This is a genomic window from Streptomyces sp. NBC_01264 (genome assembly GCF_026340675.1).
Taxonomy (GTDB): Bacteria; Actinomycetota; Actinomycetes; order Streptomycetales; family Streptomycetaceae; genus Streptomyces.
Map to the genome: position 1 here is coordinate 1,172,758 of NZ_JAPEOX010000001.1, position 16,326 is coordinate 1,189,083.

Consider the following 16,326-nt stretch of genomic DNA (forward strand, 5'->3'; position numbering starts at 1 on the left):
GTCGTCAGACACACCTACGGCTTCGTCGTCCCGGCGCCGTGCTCGTGGACCTGGGCGGCAATCACGGCCGCCTGGACCCGCCGCTCCACGCCGAGCTTGCCCAGCAACCGCGAGATGTGGTTCTTGACCGTCTTCTCGGACAGGTAGAGCCGCTTGGCGATCTGTCGGTTGGTGAGGCCCTCGCCGATGAGCTCCAAGACAGCCCGCTCCCGTTCCGACAAGGCGGCCAGTCGGGCGTTCTCCGGCGCCTTCGCCGATTCCGGGTCGCGCAAGGAGTGCATCAGACGGGCAGTGGTCGCAGGGTCCAGCATGGACTGGCCTGTGGCGACCGTGCGTACGGCCGAGACCAGGTCGGCGCCCTTGATCTGCTTCAGCACGTACCCGGCGGCCCCCGCCATGATCGCGTCCAGCAAGGCGTCCTCGTCGTCGAACGAGGTCAGCATCAGACAGGCCAGCCCCGGCATCCGCGAGCGCAGCTCGCGGCAGACGGTGATGCCGTCACTGTCGGGCAGCCGCACGTCGAGTACGGCGACGTCCGGACGGAGCGCCGGCCCGCGGGCCAGCGCCTGCTCGGCCGTGCCTGCTTCACCCACGACCGTGATGTCCGGCTCTGCGTCCAGGAGGTCATGGAGCCCGCGCCGGACCACCTCGTGGTCATCGAGGAGGAACACCTTGATCGGCGCCTCTGCGGAGGCGTTCGGAGAGTCGGACATGATCGCCCCTGGCTCGGTCCGTGTGCTGCACATTTCCACCCGAATTGTCTCAGGAGGACGCGCAACGCACCCTATGGCCGACCAGAAGTGAAGCTAGGCAGCGATAGCGCCTTCCAACTCCATCCGGACGTCCACGACACCCTCGACCGCGCGGATCGCCCGTGCGAGCAGGGGGACAAGGGCCCGATCGCTCAGCGGGCCGCGCAGGGTGACGACGCCGTCCTGTACGGCGAAGTCCAGGGTCACGCCGGGTGCCAGTTCGGTGAGCACGGTCTGGCGGATCTCCTCCCCGAGCTCCCCGTCGGGCCGCAGGAACACCTTGAGGAGGTCGCTGCGGCTGACCACGCCTTCCAGCATGCCGAGCGCGTTCACGACGGGCAGGCGCTTGACGTGCTTGCGGGCCATGATCCGGGCGGCTTCGGTGACCGGCGCGTCGGGGTGGACGGTGATCGCCGGACTCGACATGAGCTCCTCGGCCAGCACCGCGCCGGCCTTGGAGGCTTCCTTCAGCTGCTCGGGCAGCGCGGGGTCCGTCCGCCGGAACTCCTCCTTCGGCAGCAGGTCCGCCTCGGAGACCACGCCGATGACCCGGCCCTCGCCTTCCAGGACGGGGACCGCGCTGACCTTCCACTGGTGCATCAGCTCGACGATCTCCTTGTAGGACGCCTCGCGGCCGATGGCGATGGCGGTGTGCGTCATGACGTCACTGACGGTGTAGCGGGATGCGGGCATGACCGGCTCCTTCGGCATACGGACGATCAGAGGAAGCTGCCGCTGCCATGGGGCGCGTACAGGTCGAGAAGGCGCACGCGGGCGGCCTGCAGCCGGTTGGCGAGGACCTGCCCGACCCAGTGGCTCAGGGCAGAGCCGAAGGCGGTATCGGCCTCCATCAACGTCCGTACGCGCGCCGCGTCGAACTCGTGCGCACGGACGGGCGTCATCGCCTCGGCGCCAAGACGCCAGGAGTACGGCTTGAAGAGCCACGAGCAGCCGACCAGCTGGCCAGCCCCGAGGCTCTCGATGACGGCGGCGCGCCGCCCGGGCACGTGGACGTCCAAGGTCACGGTGCCGGACCGGACGATCCAGAACCGGTCGGCGTGGCCGCCCTCGCTGAAGAGACGCGTCCCCTCGTCGAAGTTGACCTCGTGTGACAGTTCCATCAAACGGGAACGGCAGTCGGCGGGCAGCGCCTCGGAGATGCGGGTGGGTGAAGGGGTGCTCATGAACGGCCTCCTGTTCGAGTCCGTCTTAAGTCTTGGTGTTCCGGCCGGTCCCCGGCATGGGCCCTGTGGCCCCGACTGTGGGCCGACCGGCCCATGCCCGGGGTTGGTGCAGCCGGAAATCCTGGCAGCAGATGGCCGGCTCGCGGCCGTCGACCCAGTCCACCTGGTAGGTGCGCGATGTACTGGAATGGCCATGGCATGGGGGCCTGGGGATGGTTCGCCATGTCCCTCACCACACTGATCGTCTGGACCCTGATCGTCGCCGCGACCGTCCTCGTGGTCCGCGCTCTCAGACGAGACGGTGCGGACGGGCACACAGCTCCCGTGCCGCATCCGACCCCCGGCAAGGGAGCCGAGAGGCTTCTCGCGGATCGATTCGCCAGAGGCGAGATCGACGCAGTGGAATACAGTCGGCGGCTCGCCGTGCTGCGAGCCCACGCCCCTGGACCCACGCCCCTTTGAGAAACCGACGGCGGACAAGGGCCCCGGAGCCCCGGCCGGTACGACCACCGGCTTGCCTGCCGTCAGCATTCCGGGACGACGGATGGAAGAGCTCAGCGCTGCGGACGTTGCGGCCGGTGGCGGGATCACCGGCAGGCGATCGACCGGGTTCTGGACCGGGTGCGGACCGGCGTGCAGTGGCGTGATCTTCCCGAACAGTTCGCCCCGTGGAAGACCGCAGGTTCTTGTCGCCCGGCTGGTGGAGGTGGTGCTGGAGGGGCCCGGGCCGCTCACGCTCGCGCGGACATGACGTGCTCCTCGTTCTGCGGAGTGGGCAACGAGCCCACCCCTCTCGGCTTGAGGGCGGGGCCCCGGCAGGGTCAGTGAGCGTGTCATTTCGTCGCGTCCGCACGCCGTGTCTGCAGGGACGCGCGGCCGGCCTCCAGGCGGGCGACCGGGACGCGGAACGGCGAGCAGGAGACGTAGTCGAGTCCGGCCTCGTGGAAGAAGTGCACAGAGGCCGGGTCTCCTCCGTGTTCTCCGCAGACGCCGATCTTGAGGTCGGGTCGGATCGCACGCCCTTCACGGACCGCGATCTCCACCAGACGTCCCACTCCTTCGCGGTCGATCGTCTCGAACGGGGAGGTCTCGAAGATTCCCTTGTCGAGATAGGCGGAGAAGAACTCCGCCTCGACGTCGTCGCGGGAGAAGCCCCATGTGGTCTGCGTCAGGTCGTTCGTTCCGAAGGAGAAGAACACCGCCTGGCTCGCGATACGGCCGGCTGTCAGGGCTGCTCTGGGCAGCTCGATCATGGTCCCGATCGGGCAGGTCACCGGCATTCCCGTCTCGCGCGCGACCGTGGACAGCACCTCCTCCACCTCTTGCCGGACGAGCTGAAACTCCTCGACCGCGCCGACGAGCGGGACCATGATCTCGGCACGCGGATCGCCTCCCGCCCGCTTGCGGGCGACGACGGCCTCTGCGATGGCACGGACCTGCATGGCCACCAGGCCCCGTTTCACGAGACCCAGCCGGACGCCCCGCAGACCGAGCATCGGGTTCTCCTCGTGCATGCGCGTGACCGCTGCCAACAGCTCGGTGTCGTGAGGATCCTGTGTCCGGCCCAGTGCTTCGTCCCGGGCAAGGCGTACGGCCAGGTCCGTCCGGTCGGGCAGGAACTCGTGCAAGGGCGGGTCGAGCAGCCGGATGGTCACGGGCAGGCCGTCCATGGCGGCGAGGATTCCGGTGAAGTCCTCGCGCTGCAAGGGCAGGAGTGCGGCCAGCGCGGCCTCGCGGTCGGTCTCCGTGGGCGCGAGGATCATGGCCTCCACCAGTGGACGGCGGTCCCCGAGGAACATGTGCTCCGTACGGCACAGTCCGATGCCCTCTGCGCCGAACCGGCGTGCTCGGGCCGCGTCCTGCGGTGTGTCGGCGTTCGCCCGTACCCCCAGGCGTCGGATGGCATCGGCGTGCTCCATGAGTCGGTGCACCTCGGGCACACCCTCCTGCTCGGCGGCGTCCGGCGCTGGTGAGCCCGACTCGAAGTAGCGCATGACCGCGGAGTCGACCAGCGGTACCGCGCCGAGGCGGACGAGGCCTTCGAAGCCGTCCACCGAGATGATCTCGCCCTCGGAGACGACGACATCGCCGACGGAGAACCGGCGTGCCCCCAGGTCGATGGACAGCGCCTCGGCCCCGCAGACGCAGACCTTGCCCATGCCGCGCGCCACGACCGCCGCGTGGCTGGTCTTGCCGCCCCGGCTCGTGAGCACCGCCTGGGCTGCGACCACCCCCGGGAGGTCGTCGGGCGTGGTCTCCTGCCGTACGAGCACGACTTCCTCTCCGGCGGCGTCCCGACGAACCGCCTCCGTGGAGTCGAAGACGACCGCGCCCACGGCCGCGCCGGGCGAGGCGGGAATACCGCGTGTGAGCACGGGAGCCGCGACACCTGCGTCGAACCGGGGGAACATCAGCCGCGCCAGCATGTCGCCGTCGACGCGGGCCAGCGCTTCGTCAGTGGAGATGAGGCCCTCGTCGGCCAGTTGGGAGGCGATGCTGAAGGCCGCCTGCGCGGTGCGCTTCCCGACGCGGGTCTGGAGCATCCACAGGGCACCGTGCTCGATCGTGAACTCGATGTCGCACAGATCCCGGTAGTGCGCTTCGAGCTGCTCCATGTAGCCGCGCAGCCGGGCGAACGACGCCGGGTCGAGCGTGGCCAGCTCCTGCAGCGGTACGGCGTCGCGGACACCGGAGACGACGTCCTCGCCCTGGGCATTGGGAAGGTAGTCCCCGTACAGGCCGGGGCGCCCGGTGGCCGGGTCGCGCGTGAACGCGACTCCGCTGCCGGAATCGGAGCCGAGGTTCCCGAAGACCATGCGCTGGATGTTGACCGCTGTCCCGAGACCGTCCGGAATGTGCTCGCGGCGACGGTAGAGGCGGGCGCGCTCACCGTTCCACGACGCGAAGACGGCGAGGATCGCCTGCCGCAGCTGCTCGGTCGGGTCTTGCGGAAACTCACTCCCCGTACGTTCGAGGATGAGGTCCTTGAACATTTCGACGATCCGCATGAGGTCGCAGACGTCCAGGTGGGAGTCGTCCTCGACGCGGTGCTGGTCCTTGACCCGGCAGAGCACGTCTTCGAAGAGCGAGCCGTCGACGCCCATGACCGTGCTCCCGAACATCTGCACGAGGCGGCGATAGGAATCCCACGCGAACCGCTCCCGGTCGGGAATCTTGGCCAGGCCGAGCACCGAGAGGTCGTTCAGACCGATGTCCAGGATGGTCTCCATCATGCCCGGCATGGAGAACCTAGCCCCCGACCTGACCGAGAGGAGCAGCGGGTCGTCCACCTGTCCCAACCGTTTGCCGGCAGCCCGCTCGAGCGCCGCCAGGTGCTCGGCGACCTCGCGGTCCAGGCCGGCGGGCAGCTCACCTGCAGCCAGGAATTCGCGGCAGGCCTCCGTCGTGATGGTGAAGCCGGGCGGCACGGGCAGGCCCATGCGCGCCATCTCCGCGAGGTTCGCGCCCTTGCCTCCGAGCAGATCGGCCATGTCCCGGCCGCCCTCGGCGAAGTCGTACACGTAGGAACCCATGACTGCCACCAGCCTCCTCGGCGATATCGCGCTCATCTCTCACACTGGCTTGTCCCGCACCGGTTCCGAGAGGGGCCGGACGGCCCCACGTGGGGCCGGACGGGCCCTCTACCTGAGCCCTGGCCAAGCGCGCGACCACCCGCGGAGGGGCCGTTCGACTCCACGAAGGGACGTTGGGTACCTGCTCGACCACTCCCGGTATCCGGGACAGTCGGGGCGAGCACGGAAATGCGGATCCGGGCATGACACGAAAGTCGGTGACTGACATGACGGGCTTGCTGGCCGTCGGCGCCATCACTTCCATCGGTCTCGGCGCCATCCTGGTGTTCGCGGTGGACTGGCAGTGGGAGAGCGCCGACCGGACACTCGTCGGGCTGATCATGATGGTCGTCGGCATGCTGGCGCTCGTCGTCGCCACGTCCATAGAGCGACAAGGAACCGGAAGGCCTTCCTGAGCTCCCGACACACCCCCAGGAGGCACGGGTGGCTCGCAAGCCCACGTGTCAGGCGCAGGCCTCGGATACCGCGCCTTTCCCCACCCCCGTGAGCCAGGCCCGGCGGGCGAGTTCGACTCGTTCACGACGGAGCGCAGGCTGCCCACGCCGGCTGCCGAGAGGGCGTACGCGCCGCAGGCGCCGAGCCGGATGCCCTGGCGGGTGTATCGCGGAGAACGACGTGCGGCTCGTCGTGTGCCGCAGCTGGAACGGTGCCCGGAGGGTACTGCGTCACGTGCACGGCGGGGCGGACGTGGACCGGTAGTTCCTGCTCATTCTTCCGCGAGCCCCTTCTCCCGGCTCCATGCCCGGTAGGCCTCCAGGGCCGTGGGCAGGGTCGGGTAGATGCGTTCGGCCCCCACCGAGGCCGTCAGGCCGAACGCATCAAGGTCTTCACGGAGTTCCTGCTTGACCCGGGCCAGCGCGAAGAAGATGCCGCGGCGCACGAGTTCCTGACGGAGTCCGTCGACGGCGTCAAGGGCCGTGATGTCCACTTCGACGTTCGCCTCCGCGTTGAGGACGAACCAGCGGACCGGACGGCTCTGTTCGTCGACAGCCGCCAGGGCTCGTCGGCGGAAGTTCTCCGCGTTGGCGAAGAACAGCGGTGAGTCGTACCGGTAGATGACCAAGCCGGGAACGGTCTGCGCCGTCGGGTAGTCGTCCACGTCATGCATGCCGGCGAGCCCTGGTACCAGGCCTTCCACCGCGTCATGCGGACGGGCCACTCGAGCGAGGAGCTCGATGACCGACAGGGCCACGGCGACCAGAACGCCGTACAGGATGCCGAGCGCCAAGACGCCCAGGAGACAGCCCAGGGCCAGCAGGAGTTCGCGGCGGCGGAAGGCGGCGAGGCGCCGGAACTCGGCCACCTCGATCAGGCGGACGGCGGCGTAGACGACGATGGCGCCGAGGACGGCGCTCGGTGTGTGGGCCAGCAGGGGGCCCAGGAAGAGCAGGACCATCAGGACCGCGACAGCCGCGAACAGGGAGTACGCCTGGCTCCGCGCCTTCGACGACTGCGCCAGAGCGGTGCGGCTCGCGCTGCTGCTGACCGGGAACCCGTGCAGGACACCCGCCCCCAGGTTCGCCGCCCCCAGCGCCAGGAGTTCACGGTTGGGGTCCAGCGGGGCCCTGTCGCCAGAATCGGCGAAGGCCCGGGCGGTCAGGATCACGTCCGAGTAGCCGACGAGTAGCACACCCAGCGCCGGGACCAGCAGCCGGGGCAGGTCGCCGAGCGGTGGCAGCGAGGGCACCGGCAGACCGGAGGGCACGGATCCGATCACGGAAATCCCGTACCGGTCGTCCAGCCCGAATGCCGCCACCACTGTCGTGGCGAGGACGAGGGCCACCAATGGGCGCGGCACCATGGGCCAGTGCTTCGGTGCCACCAGGAGCAGCGCAAGAGCAACAGCAGCCGCCCCGACGGTCGGCCAGTCAACGCCCGGGGCGTGCAGGACGAAGGAGTACAGCTGCGGGAAGAAGCCCGAGCTGGTCGTGCGCACTCCGGTGAGCCGGGGCAGCTGGTCAATGATCATGATCAGTGCGACGCCGGCGAGGTAGCCGACGAGCACGGGCCGTGAGAGCAGGTCGGCGAGGAACCCGAGCCGTACGGCCCAAGCGGCCAACGAGATCAGGCCGACGACCAGGGCGAGGGCCGCCGCGAGCACCGCGTACCGGCCCGGATCGCCGGCGGCGAGCGGTCCCACAGCAACGGCGGTCATCAGCGCCGTGGTCGACTCGGGCCCGACCGACAGCAGCCGCGAGGAACCGATCAGCGCGTAGACGACCATGGCCGGCAGGACCGCCCAGAGCCCGGCGACCGGCGGCAGCCCGGCGACCCCCGCGTACGCCATGACCTGCGGCACCAGGTACGCGGCGACGGTGACCCCGGCCAACGCGTCCCGCCCGAGCCAGGACCGGCGGTACCCCCGCAGACCCGTGGGTACCGGAGGCCGCCTCCTACCCGCAGACATCGTGCTCCTCTCCGACGGTCCACTCGACCCCGCCGATCCTCTCTGCATTGTGCGCCGGGCTCTGCCGCGGTTCAGTCCTTCCCGAGGGTGACGGCGTGGTCGGGTACGGCCGTCTGGAGCTCCTTGGACGGACGCTCGTAGCCCGTGGACCGCGGCCTCGGCGGCAAGGTCAGCGACGGTACGGCCACGTCCGTGTAGGGAACCGAAGACAGCAGGTGGGCCATCATGTTGAGCCGCGCGCTGCGCTTGTCATCGCTCTCGACCACGTACCACGGGGCATCGGCCGTGTCCGTGTGGACGAGCATCTCGTCCTTGGCCCTCGAGTACGCCTCCCAGCGCGTGAGGGACTCCAAGTCCATCGGGGAGAGCTTCCACCGGCGCAGCGGATCCTCCGCGCGGCGCCGGAACCGCTCCTCCTGCACAGCGTCGCTGACGGAGAACCAGTACTTGCGGAGCAGGATCCCGTCCTCGACCAGCATCCGCTCGAACACCGGGCACTGGCGCAGGAAGCGCTGGTGTTCCGCGGGCGTGCAGAACCCCATGACGTGCTCCACTCCGGCGCGGTTGTACCAGCTGCGGTCGAAGAGGACGATCTCGCCGGCGGCAGGCAGGTGCTCGACGTAACGCTGGAAGTACCACTGGGTGCGCTCCCGTTCCGTCGGCGTGGGCAGGGCCGCGATGCGTGCCACGCGGGGGTTGAGGTGCTCGGCGACCCGCTTGATCGTGCCTCCCTTGCCTGCGGCGTCCCGGCCCTCGAAGACGACGACCAGGTGGGCGCCCTCCGCACGCGTCCACTCCTGGAGCTTGACCAGCTCCGTCTGGAGCCGCAGCAGCTCCCTCTCGTAGACCGCCTTCTTGAGACCCATCGCCGTGTCCGTCCCTCTCACCGTCGAGTGCTGCCGTCAAGTCGGTCACGGCACGCGTCCGCGCGCAAGGATGCCCCTCGCGGCGCACCCCCGTGTCGGGACGCCGGCCCGCACCTCACCGTCAGGTCTCACCGGTCATCCGCTCCCCGGTTGGCAGCGCCCGCAGCCGACGCCCCCTTCGGGCACGTCTGTGCCGATACGCTGGCGCCGGACGGGGCGGGCGGCGAAGGGGAATCACGTGAGTGTGGGGGATCCGTTGACGCAAGTGCCTCGGATGCGACTGGACGAGCTGCTCGACGAGCTCCAAGTGCGCATCGACGCCGTACGCGGCACCCGCGACCGGGTGCACAGCCTGCTGGAGGCTGTCGTCTCGGTGGGCCGGGAGCTGGATCTGGCCCAGGTGCTGCGGCGGATCGTGGAGGCCGCGGCCCTGCTCGTCGACGCCGACTACGGGGCGCTCGGGGTCATCGGCCCCGACGGCCGCACCCTGTCGCAATTCCTGACCGTGGGGCTCGACGAGGAGGCCATCGCCGAAATCGGTCCCCTGCCGGCCGGTCACGGCCTGCTCGGAGAGGTCATCCACCACCCGGAGCCCTTGCGCCTCACCGATCTCGGTGCCCATTCGTCCTCGTACGGGTTTCCGCCGCACCACCCGCCCATGCGCACGTTCCTCGGTGTACCGATCCGGGTGCGGGACGAGGTGTTCGGGAATCTCTACCTGACCGACAAGCGGGGCGGGGTCGATTTCGACACCGAGGACGAGACGGTGATCTCCACGCTCTCGGTGGCGGCGGGCGTGGCGATCGACAACGCCCGGCTCTACGAGGGATCGCAGCGCCAGCAGCTGTGGCTCAAGGCCAATGCGGAGATCACCGAGAGCCTGCTGTCGGGCAGTTCCCGTCCAGCGGTGCTGGAGCTCATCGCCCTGCGGGCCCAGGAGATCACCGGGGCCCGGATCGCGGACATCTCCATGCCGGTTCCCGGCGCGGAGGGGTTGTTCGTGGAGTTCGCGGCCGGTGCGGACAGCAAGGCCCGGCAGGGGCTCGTCGTCCCCTTCGCGGGAAGCCTGTCGGGGACTGCGCACCGGACCGGGCAGCCCGTCACGGTCGTGCACGCCTCGGACGACGACCGCTACCCGGCCGATGCGCAGACACAGGGCGGGCTGGGTCCCGCCGTCGCGGTCCCGCTGGGCAGCGCCGGCGGGGAGAGCAGGGGTGTACTGCTGCTCGTGCGCGCGGTCGGGGAGCCCGTTTTCGGCGAGAACGAGCTCGAGCCTCTCGTCGCCTTCGCGGGTCAGGCGACGATCGCCCTGGAGCTGGCGGAGCGGCGTCGGGACGCGGAGCAGATAGCGCTGTTGGAGGAGCGGGACCGGATCGCGCGGGACCTGCACGATCTGGCCATCCAGCGGCTCTTCGCCACCGGTATGACCCTCCAGAGCGCGGCACGGCTCGTCGAGCACGAGGGGGCCGCCGAGCGCGTCAGCCGTGCGGTCGAGGACCTGGATGAAACCATCAAGATCATCCGTTCGACGATCTTCGGTCTGCGTACCAAGGACCGCGAGAGCGGACCGGGTCTGCGGGCTCGCGCGGCTCGGGCCGTCGGCGAGGCGGCCACCACTCTCGGTCATCCGCCGCGTCTGAGCATGGAGGGGCTGCTCGATACGGACGTCCCGTCCGAGGTCGCCGACCACGTCATGGCGGCGCTGGGCGAGCTCCTGAGCAACGCCGCGCGCCACGCGGGGGCGACCAGGGTCGCCGTGGCGCTCAAGGCGGAACCGGGCGAGATCGTGCTGACGGTCTCCGACAACGGCAGGGGCATCCCTGCCCAAGGCCGGAGAAGCGGTCTGCGCAACCTCGACGACCGGGCGCGGAGCCTGGGCGGATCCTTCACCGTGGACACCCCCGACGAGGGGGGCAGCCGGCTCGTCTGGCGGGCGCCGCTCCCCACCGGGAGCTGACGGCCCAGAGTCGATCAGCCCAGGCAGGCGGACTCGGGCAGGGTCCGCTCCGCCTCCAGCCGGAATCCGGTGACGAGGTCGGGGCGGATCCGCAGGGTGCCGGTCATGGAGTCTCCCACCCATGGACGCAGCAGAGCCGCGAACCGGGCCGCCTCGTCGGCGTCGGCCACCGGGCACGCGTAGCCGGTGACGACGACGCTCCAACCGAGGTGGGTGACGGGGTCGATGGCGTCCGCTTCGTAGGCGACCACCACACCAGGGGTATCGGCCGGGGCCACGAGGGAGGCGAGCGCCCCGTCGTCGTGGATCCGCACGATGACGTCCTCGCCCTCGACGAGGTGGTTGACCGGGCGGACGGCGGGCAGTGCGGACTGGGTGAAGACGATGCGCCCCAGGGACACCGTCCCCAGAAGCCTGAGTGCCTCGGCCCTGTCCAGCTCCCGCATGCGCCGGCCGGTCCTCGTAGCGCCCGTGCGACCTCCGACGCGTCCTATGCCGTCCTGGTCCATGATCCGCACCTTCATCCGGTATCGATCGTTCGCGGCTCCGCGTCATCAGCCTCCCTCGCGATCACCGCGGGAACCAGGGCCAAATGGTCCCGACCAGGGCACCGGTCTCGGACGCCGCGCTCAGGCCGCCACGATGCGCAGCGTGCGGTCGGCACCGAGCACCCGCATCGACTTGGCGACCAGACGTGGCACGCCGCACAGCCGGAGCCGCGTTCCGGACCAGCGGCAGCGTTGGTCGACACGGAGGAACAGGCCGATGCCCGAGCTGTCGCAGAAGGAGATCCCGGACAGGTCCAGGACAAGGCTGCGGTGACCGGACGCGGCGAGGTCGTTGAGGCGGGGTTCCACCAGCCCCGCCGTATGGAAGTCGAGTTCTCCGGCCAGGGTGACGCGCACGTCTCCTTGGTTCCGCACCGCGGCCTTGAGGTCGATCAAGGTGGTCGTCATGGAGCCCTCCACGCTGCCTGCGGCTCTGTGGTCGAGCCGCGCCTTTCCCCGTGCGGGACCAGCCCATCGCACGCGAACCGGCCCCGGGAAGGTCCACAGGCCCCCCACCGAGGGCCGAAGGTCCCTCTCTCCGGGGGCCCACCGCGCGGGAGGCGGCCGGATGAGGGCCTATCGGCCCTGTCCGTTCGACCCCTGGGGCAGGCAGGATGCTGGAGTTCGGGCGCCCCGCGCGGACGCAGGCGAAGGAGTTGTGTCATGACGGACAGCGGTGCCCCCTCCCCCACCAGGCCGCCGATCACGATCTTCCTCCTTGACGACCACGAAGTCGTGCGCCGCGGGGTGCACGACCTGCTGCACGCGGAGCCCGACCTGAGCGTGATCGGCGAGGCGGGCACGGCGGAACAGGCCCTGATCCGCATTCCCGCACTGCGCCCCCAGGTGGCGATCCTGGACGTGCGGCTCCAGGACGGCGACGGCGTGAGCGTGTGCCGCGAGCTGCGCGCCAAGATGCCCGAGCTGGCCTGTCTGATGCTCACCTCCTTCGACGACGAGGAGGCCCTGCTGGACGCCGTGATGGCGGGCGCAGCCGGTTACGTGCTGAAGCAGATCACCGGCACCGACCTGGTCACCGCCGTCCGTACGGTCGCGGCCGGCCAGTCCATGCTCGATCCCGGAGCCACGACCCGGCTGATGGCGCGCATGCGCGGCGACGTGCCCAAGGAGGACCAGGTCCCGGGCCTGCCCGGCTTCACCGACCGGGAGAAGGAGATCCTCGTCATGATCAGCGAAGGGCTCACCAACCGGGAGATCGGCAACCGGCTCTACCTCGCCGAGAAGACCGTCAAGAACATCATCTCGCGGCTGCTCACCAAGCTGGGGGTGGAGCGTCGGGTCCAGGCAGCGGTGATCGCCAGCCACACTCTGACCCCGCCGAGCCAGCACCCCGCGCGGACCGCCGAGTAGCCGCGGCCGAGCACGCGGGAGGGCCGAGCACGCGGGAGGGCCGGGGACGCGGGAGGGCCGGGGACGCGGGGAGGGCCGGGGACGCCGTACAGTCGCGTGCCCGGCCTCCGTCCTGACCCAGGCGACAGGTCAGACATCCCATGCCGTTTCATGTCAAGAGGGATAGAGCTGGGCGTGGTGTGACCAGGCGGTTGCTTCGTCGTAGTGGGTGCGGGTTTTGAGGCATCCGTGGAGGATGCCGACGAGGCGGTTTCCGACCTGGCGGAGGGCAGGGTTGTAGCCGGCGTCGCGGGCGCGCTGCTTGTCGTAGTAGCGGCGGGCGCCGGGTGAGGTGTTCAGCGCGGAGAACGCCTGGAGTTGCAGGGCCGAGGCGAGGCGGTTGTTGCGGACGTAGCGGGCCTGGACGGTGTGGCTCTTGCCGGAGGCCCGGGTGATAGGGCTGGTCCCGGCGTAGTTCTTGCGGGCCTTCGCGTTGTCGTAGCGGGTGGGGTCGTCCCCGAACTCGGCGAGCACCCGGGCGCCGGTGATCTCCGCGATGCCGGGCATCGAGAGGTAGATCTCAGCGTCCGGGTGCTCAAGAAAATGTGCCTTCACCTGCCTTTCGAGCTCGGCTATCTGCTCGTTCAGACTGATCAGCAGGCGCGCGTGGGCTGTCGCGGCGGCCGCGTAGGCGGCGGTCACCGGTTCGGGCAGACCGAGGTGTTCTTCTCGCAGCGCGGTCTGGATCGTGGCGGCTTTCTGGGGCCGGTTGTGCCGGCGGTGGCGGGTCAGGACCGCGGTGATCTGGGGGCGCGTCAGCTTCGCCGCGGTGGCGGGCGTGGGCGCCTTGATCAGCAGCTCCAGTGCGTCCGTGCTGGTCAGCGCCAAGTCGGCGTAGGCGTCCAGGGCCGCGGGGAAGTACTCGCGCAGCGTATTGCGCAGCCGCTGGAAGGTGCGGGTGCGTTCCCAGATCAGTGTCTGGTGGGCACGGGCGACGACCTTCACGGCCTGGGCCTGCTCGCTGTCTCCAGCGACGGGCCGCAACTGGTCACGGTCGATACGGACCATGTCTGCCAGCGCGTGCGCATCGCCTTTATCGCTCTTGGCGCCGGAGGTTCCGTAGCGTTCCTTGAACCGGTTGACCTGCCTCGGGTTGATCGCGAACACCTGGTAGCCGGAGGCGATCAGGGCCTGCACCCACGGGCCGCGATCGGTCTCGATCCCCACCACCACCTCGGCGGAGTCCACATCCGCGCCACCGTACTTCGCGATGAGCGCGTGCAGTTTCGCGATGCCCTCCACCCCCTCGGGCAGGGTCGCGACGGCCAGCTTGCGGCCCGTCCCGTCCTGGACCTCGACATCGTGATGGTCTTCGGCCCAGTCGTCACCGATCAGCAGCAACAGTTCTCTCCCGCTCGTATCCGTTCGTTCAGTTGCACAGCAGCCTGCGGAAGGCACGGCACGCGGCCTAATGGATCCAGTGCTCACGCCCGTGGGCGGGCACGCCATCCCATCAGCGGTCATGGCCTCCCGGCCGACCAGCAGGGGCACGGTCTGACCACAGAACTCGAACGGCTCCGGCATCGGAAGTGCTCACCTGCTGGCGGCTACAACATCAAGTCTCTACGACCCGATACGTCCCATTAGGCGTGCGGGACCACCGCCACGGGACAGACCGAGTGGTGCAGGACGGCATGGGCCACCGACCCGATGTGCACCCCGACCGCGGACTCGCGGATCCGGCGGCCGACGACGAGCAGCTGAGCGTCGGACGCGGCGGTCAGCAGCACGTGGCCGGCGCTGCCCTGCTCCACCTGCTCGACGACCTCGACCTCCGGGTACTTCAGCCGCCACGGCTCCAGCGCCTGTTCCAGCGCGGCCTTCTCGTACGGCTCCAGGCCACCGAACTGGTCGGCGATCCACATCGATCCGGGGCTGTAGCCGTAGACCGGGGGCAGGCTCCAGGCTCGGACCGCACGGAGCGGTACCTTGCGTACCGCGGCCGCCTCGAAGGCGACGCGGAGCACTTCGGCGGACTCCTCCACGCCGCCCTGCTGTCCGACGACGACCTCGCCCTCCTCCGGCACGGCCACCGGCCTGCCGTGCGCGGAGCGCACGGAGACAACGGGGCACTCGGCGGCGGCGACCACCTGCCGACCGTAGGAGCCCAGCAGGAACCCGACCAGCGCTCCGTGTCCGCGCGTGCCGATGACCAGCAACTCCGCTTCCTTGGCGGCGCGCAGGAGGGCCGGCACCGGCACGTCCGAGAGCACTTCCGCGGTGAGGGCCAGTCCCGGGTACCGGCGGGTGAGCTCGCCCTCGACCTCCTTCAGGAGGTCATCGGCCCGGCCGGCTTCGGTGTCGCGGTCCTGGACGATCGGTACTGCGAGCGGCTGCCACAACCAGGCGTGGACCACGTGCAAAGGCAGGCCACGCCGTACGGCCTCCCGTGCGGCCCAGTCCGCCGCGGCCCGGCTCTGAGGGGATCCGTCCACTCCGACAACGAGGGTGCGCTTCACAGGTCTGTCCTCCGTACTGATGCCGGAGCATCGGGGTCGGTCGGCAGGGGGAGCGGCACCGGCCGGGGGAACCGGCGCCGCTGCACTCACCTTCGCCGCTGGACGCCTTGACATACAGGGGCCAACAGTCCCTCCCCCAGGGCCGGTCCTCCCTTCCCGGCGCCCGCTCGGTCGACGACCTCCTCGCCGGACGACGGGGCCCTGTCGCGGTTCCAGCCAGTGGCCTTGCGGGCGGTCAGGTGCTGGGCAGCTTCGACGCCGGGGTCGACGAGCTCCGCAGAAGCTCCGGCTTCCGGCGCCGGCCTGGTCGCGGCGACCCCGGACCGACGCTTCCGCTACAGGAGCCACCGGTTGCGGCGGACTACGGGCAGGCTCCGCCAAGCGGTGCCCAGCCCCCAGAAGCGCCCGGCTCCGATCACCGCAAGCATCACCAGAACAGCCGCGTACAGGACGTGATAGTCCACCAGCGGATTCGTCGACATGCTGAGGCTGCCGTCCGAAAGGTGCCGGGCCGGAGGCCACTCGGCAGCCCACATGAGCGCCATCATCGCGGTACCCGCGACAGCAGCGACCCTCAGGGCGACACCGCTCGCCGAAGCGATGCCGATGCCGAGCAGCCCCAGCATGAAAGCCCAGTCGGCCCAGGCCGCACCGGCCCAGGCGTGGAAGGTACCCTCCAGCGGCCCGGCGGCGACATGGCTCAGGAAGCCCTTGGTGGGAGACCCGCCGTCGATCCACCCCTTGTCCGCCGGGGTCGCGTACCCCCAGCCGAACGCCTTGTCACCGAAGGCCCAGAGGAACGTGAACGAGGTGAGCAGGCGGGTCGTCGCCGCGATGCGCGCTACGGCCACGGGTACGGCGAGCTCATCAAGCGCGCTGTCGGACGTTGTTGTGGCCCAGGCGGCCTTTCGCCACCCTGCGAGGGACATCCCGGGCTGACGGTGCTGGTGCAGAGCCATGACGTAGAACCCCTTCCTCACAGCAGGCCGTGCGCCTGCCCATCGCCAATGTCCCCGCTCGGAGAGCGGCGTGCCCCGGGGCGAACGGCCCACACCAAGTAGCCAAACGTCCTTCACAGCAACGGAGTTCAGCACGGCCGCGCACCGAAGGTGACCTGGGATCCGGCTGCCAGGTCCTGTCGGCTTCGCGC

General features: G+C 70.0%; 14 protein-coding genes and 1 pseudogene. 4 read left to right on the plus strand and 11 right to left on the minus strand.

The genetic code is table 11. The features are described 5' to 3' along the window. Nucleotides 1–14: 14 nt before the first annotated feature. The 3 genes from OG435_RS05330 to OG435_RS05340 form a co-directional block, all read right to left on the minus strand. The gene (locus OG435_RS05330; protein WP_266875639.1) at nucleotides 15–713 is read right to left on the minus strand and encodes a response regulator; all 699 of its coding nucleotides are present in this window, start codon (nucleotides 711–713) and stop codon (nucleotides 15–17) included. A 93-nt stretch (nucleotides 714–806) separates the two neighbouring features. Next, nucleotides 807–1,445: a CBS domain-containing protein gene (locus OG435_RS05335; RefSeq protein ID WP_266875641.1), complete on the minus strand. Its 639-nt coding sequence runs from the start codon at nucleotides 1,443–1,445 to the stop codon at nucleotides 807–809. Between the two features lie 26 nt (nucleotides 1,446–1,471). Beyond that, nucleotides 1,472–1,936, minus strand: a complete 465-nt coding sequence (locus tag OG435_RS05340; RefSeq protein WP_266875642.1) for a Crp/Fnr family transcriptional regulator — start codon at nucleotides 1,934–1,936, stop codon at nucleotides 1,472–1,474. 564 nt (nucleotides 1,937–2,500) lie between these two features. Here OG435_RS05340 and OG435_RS05345 point away from each other — a divergent pair. After that, nucleotides 2,501–2,614: pseudogene (locus OG435_RS05345) on the plus strand (transposase); the annotation flags it as partial. Nucleotides 2,615–2,769: 155 nt separating this feature from the next. Here the strand turns inward: OG435_RS05345 and ppdK are convergent. Further along, nucleotides 2,770–5,469 (minus strand): pyruvate, phosphate dikinase, encoded by a 2,700-nt coding sequence (gene ppdK, locus OG435_RS05350; protein WP_266875643.1) that lies wholly within the window; start codon nucleotides 5,467–5,469, stop codon nucleotides 2,770–2,772. A gap of 257 nt (nucleotides 5,470–5,726) precedes the next feature. Here ppdK and OG435_RS05355 point away from each other — a divergent pair, with 257 nt between their 5' ends. Continuing rightward, nucleotides 5,727–5,924, plus strand: a complete 198-nt coding sequence (locus OG435_RS05355; RefSeq protein WP_430625582.1) for a hypothetical protein — start codon at nucleotides 5,727–5,729, stop codon at nucleotides 5,922–5,924. A gap of 311 nt (nucleotides 5,925–6,235) precedes the next feature. Here the strand turns inward: OG435_RS05355 and OG435_RS05360 are convergent, their stop codons facing one another. Together OG435_RS05360 and ppk2 are read right to left on the minus strand one after the other, a co-directional pair. Then, a complete protein-coding gene (locus tag OG435_RS05360) occupies nucleotides 6,236–7,936 on the minus strand; it encodes a SulP family inorganic anion transporter (RefSeq protein ID WP_266875644.1) in 1,701 nt (566 codons plus the stop codon). 71 nt (nucleotides 7,937–8,007) lie between these two features. Next, nucleotides 8,008–8,823: a polyphosphate kinase 2 gene (gene ppk2, locus OG435_RS05365; RefSeq protein WP_430625583.1), complete on the minus strand. Its 816-nt coding sequence runs from the start codon at nucleotides 8,821–8,823 to the stop codon at nucleotides 8,008–8,010. Nucleotides 8,824–9,076: 253 nt separating this feature from the next. Between ppk2 and OG435_RS05370 the strand changes: the two genes are divergently transcribed. Next, the gene (locus tag OG435_RS05370; RefSeq protein ID WP_266875646.1) at nucleotides 9,077–10,759 is read left to right on the plus strand and encodes a sensor histidine kinase; all 1,683 of its coding nucleotides are present in this window, start codon (nucleotides 9,077–9,079) and stop codon (nucleotides 10,757–10,759) included. 14 nt (nucleotides 10,760–10,773) lie between these two features. Here the strand turns inward: OG435_RS05370 and OG435_RS05375 are convergent, their stop codons facing one another. Together OG435_RS05375 and OG435_RS05380 are read right to left on the minus strand one after the other, a co-directional pair. Then, complete coding sequence (locus OG435_RS05375; RefSeq protein ID WP_266875647.1) at nucleotides 10,774–11,268, minus strand: pyridoxamine 5'-phosphate oxidase family protein; 495 nt, start codon at nucleotides 11,266–11,268, stop codon at nucleotides 10,774–10,776. A 120-nt stretch (nucleotides 11,269–11,388) separates the two neighbouring features. After that, nucleotides 11,389–11,715, minus strand: coding sequence for an STAS domain-containing protein (locus tag OG435_RS05380; protein ID WP_266875648.1), 327 nt, complete (start codon nucleotides 11,713–11,715; stop codon nucleotides 11,389–11,391). A 255-nt stretch (nucleotides 11,716–11,970) separates the two neighbouring features. Here OG435_RS05380 and OG435_RS05385 point away from each other — a divergent pair, with 255 nt between their 5' ends. Beyond that, nucleotides 11,971–12,678, plus strand: coding sequence for a response regulator (locus tag OG435_RS05385; RefSeq protein WP_266875649.1), 708 nt, complete (start codon nucleotides 11,971–11,973; stop codon nucleotides 12,676–12,678). 153 nt (nucleotides 12,679–12,831) lie between these two features. Here OG435_RS05385 and OG435_RS05390 read toward each other — a convergent pair whose 3' ends face one another. The 3 genes from OG435_RS05390 to OG435_RS05400 all read right to left on the minus strand — a co-directional run bounded on the left by OG435_RS05390 (nucleotide 12,832) and on the right by OG435_RS05400 (nucleotide 16,135). Further along, complete coding sequence (locus tag OG435_RS05390) at nucleotides 12,832–14,058, minus strand: IS110 family transposase (RefSeq protein WP_266875563.1); 1,227 nt, start codon at nucleotides 14,056–14,058, stop codon at nucleotides 12,832–12,834. 242 nt (nucleotides 14,059–14,300) lie between these two features. Then, on the minus strand, nucleotides 14,301–15,176 hold the full coding sequence (locus OG435_RS05395) for a universal stress protein (RefSeq protein ID WP_266875650.1): 876 nt from the start codon (nucleotides 15,174–15,176) through the stop codon (nucleotides 14,301–14,303). Between the two features lie 335 nt (nucleotides 15,177–15,511). After that, on the minus strand, nucleotides 15,512–16,135 hold the full coding sequence (locus OG435_RS05400; RefSeq protein WP_266875651.1) for a hypothetical protein: 624 nt from the start codon (nucleotides 16,133–16,135) through the stop codon (nucleotides 15,512–15,514). Nucleotides 16,136–16,326 lie beyond the last annotated feature (191 nt).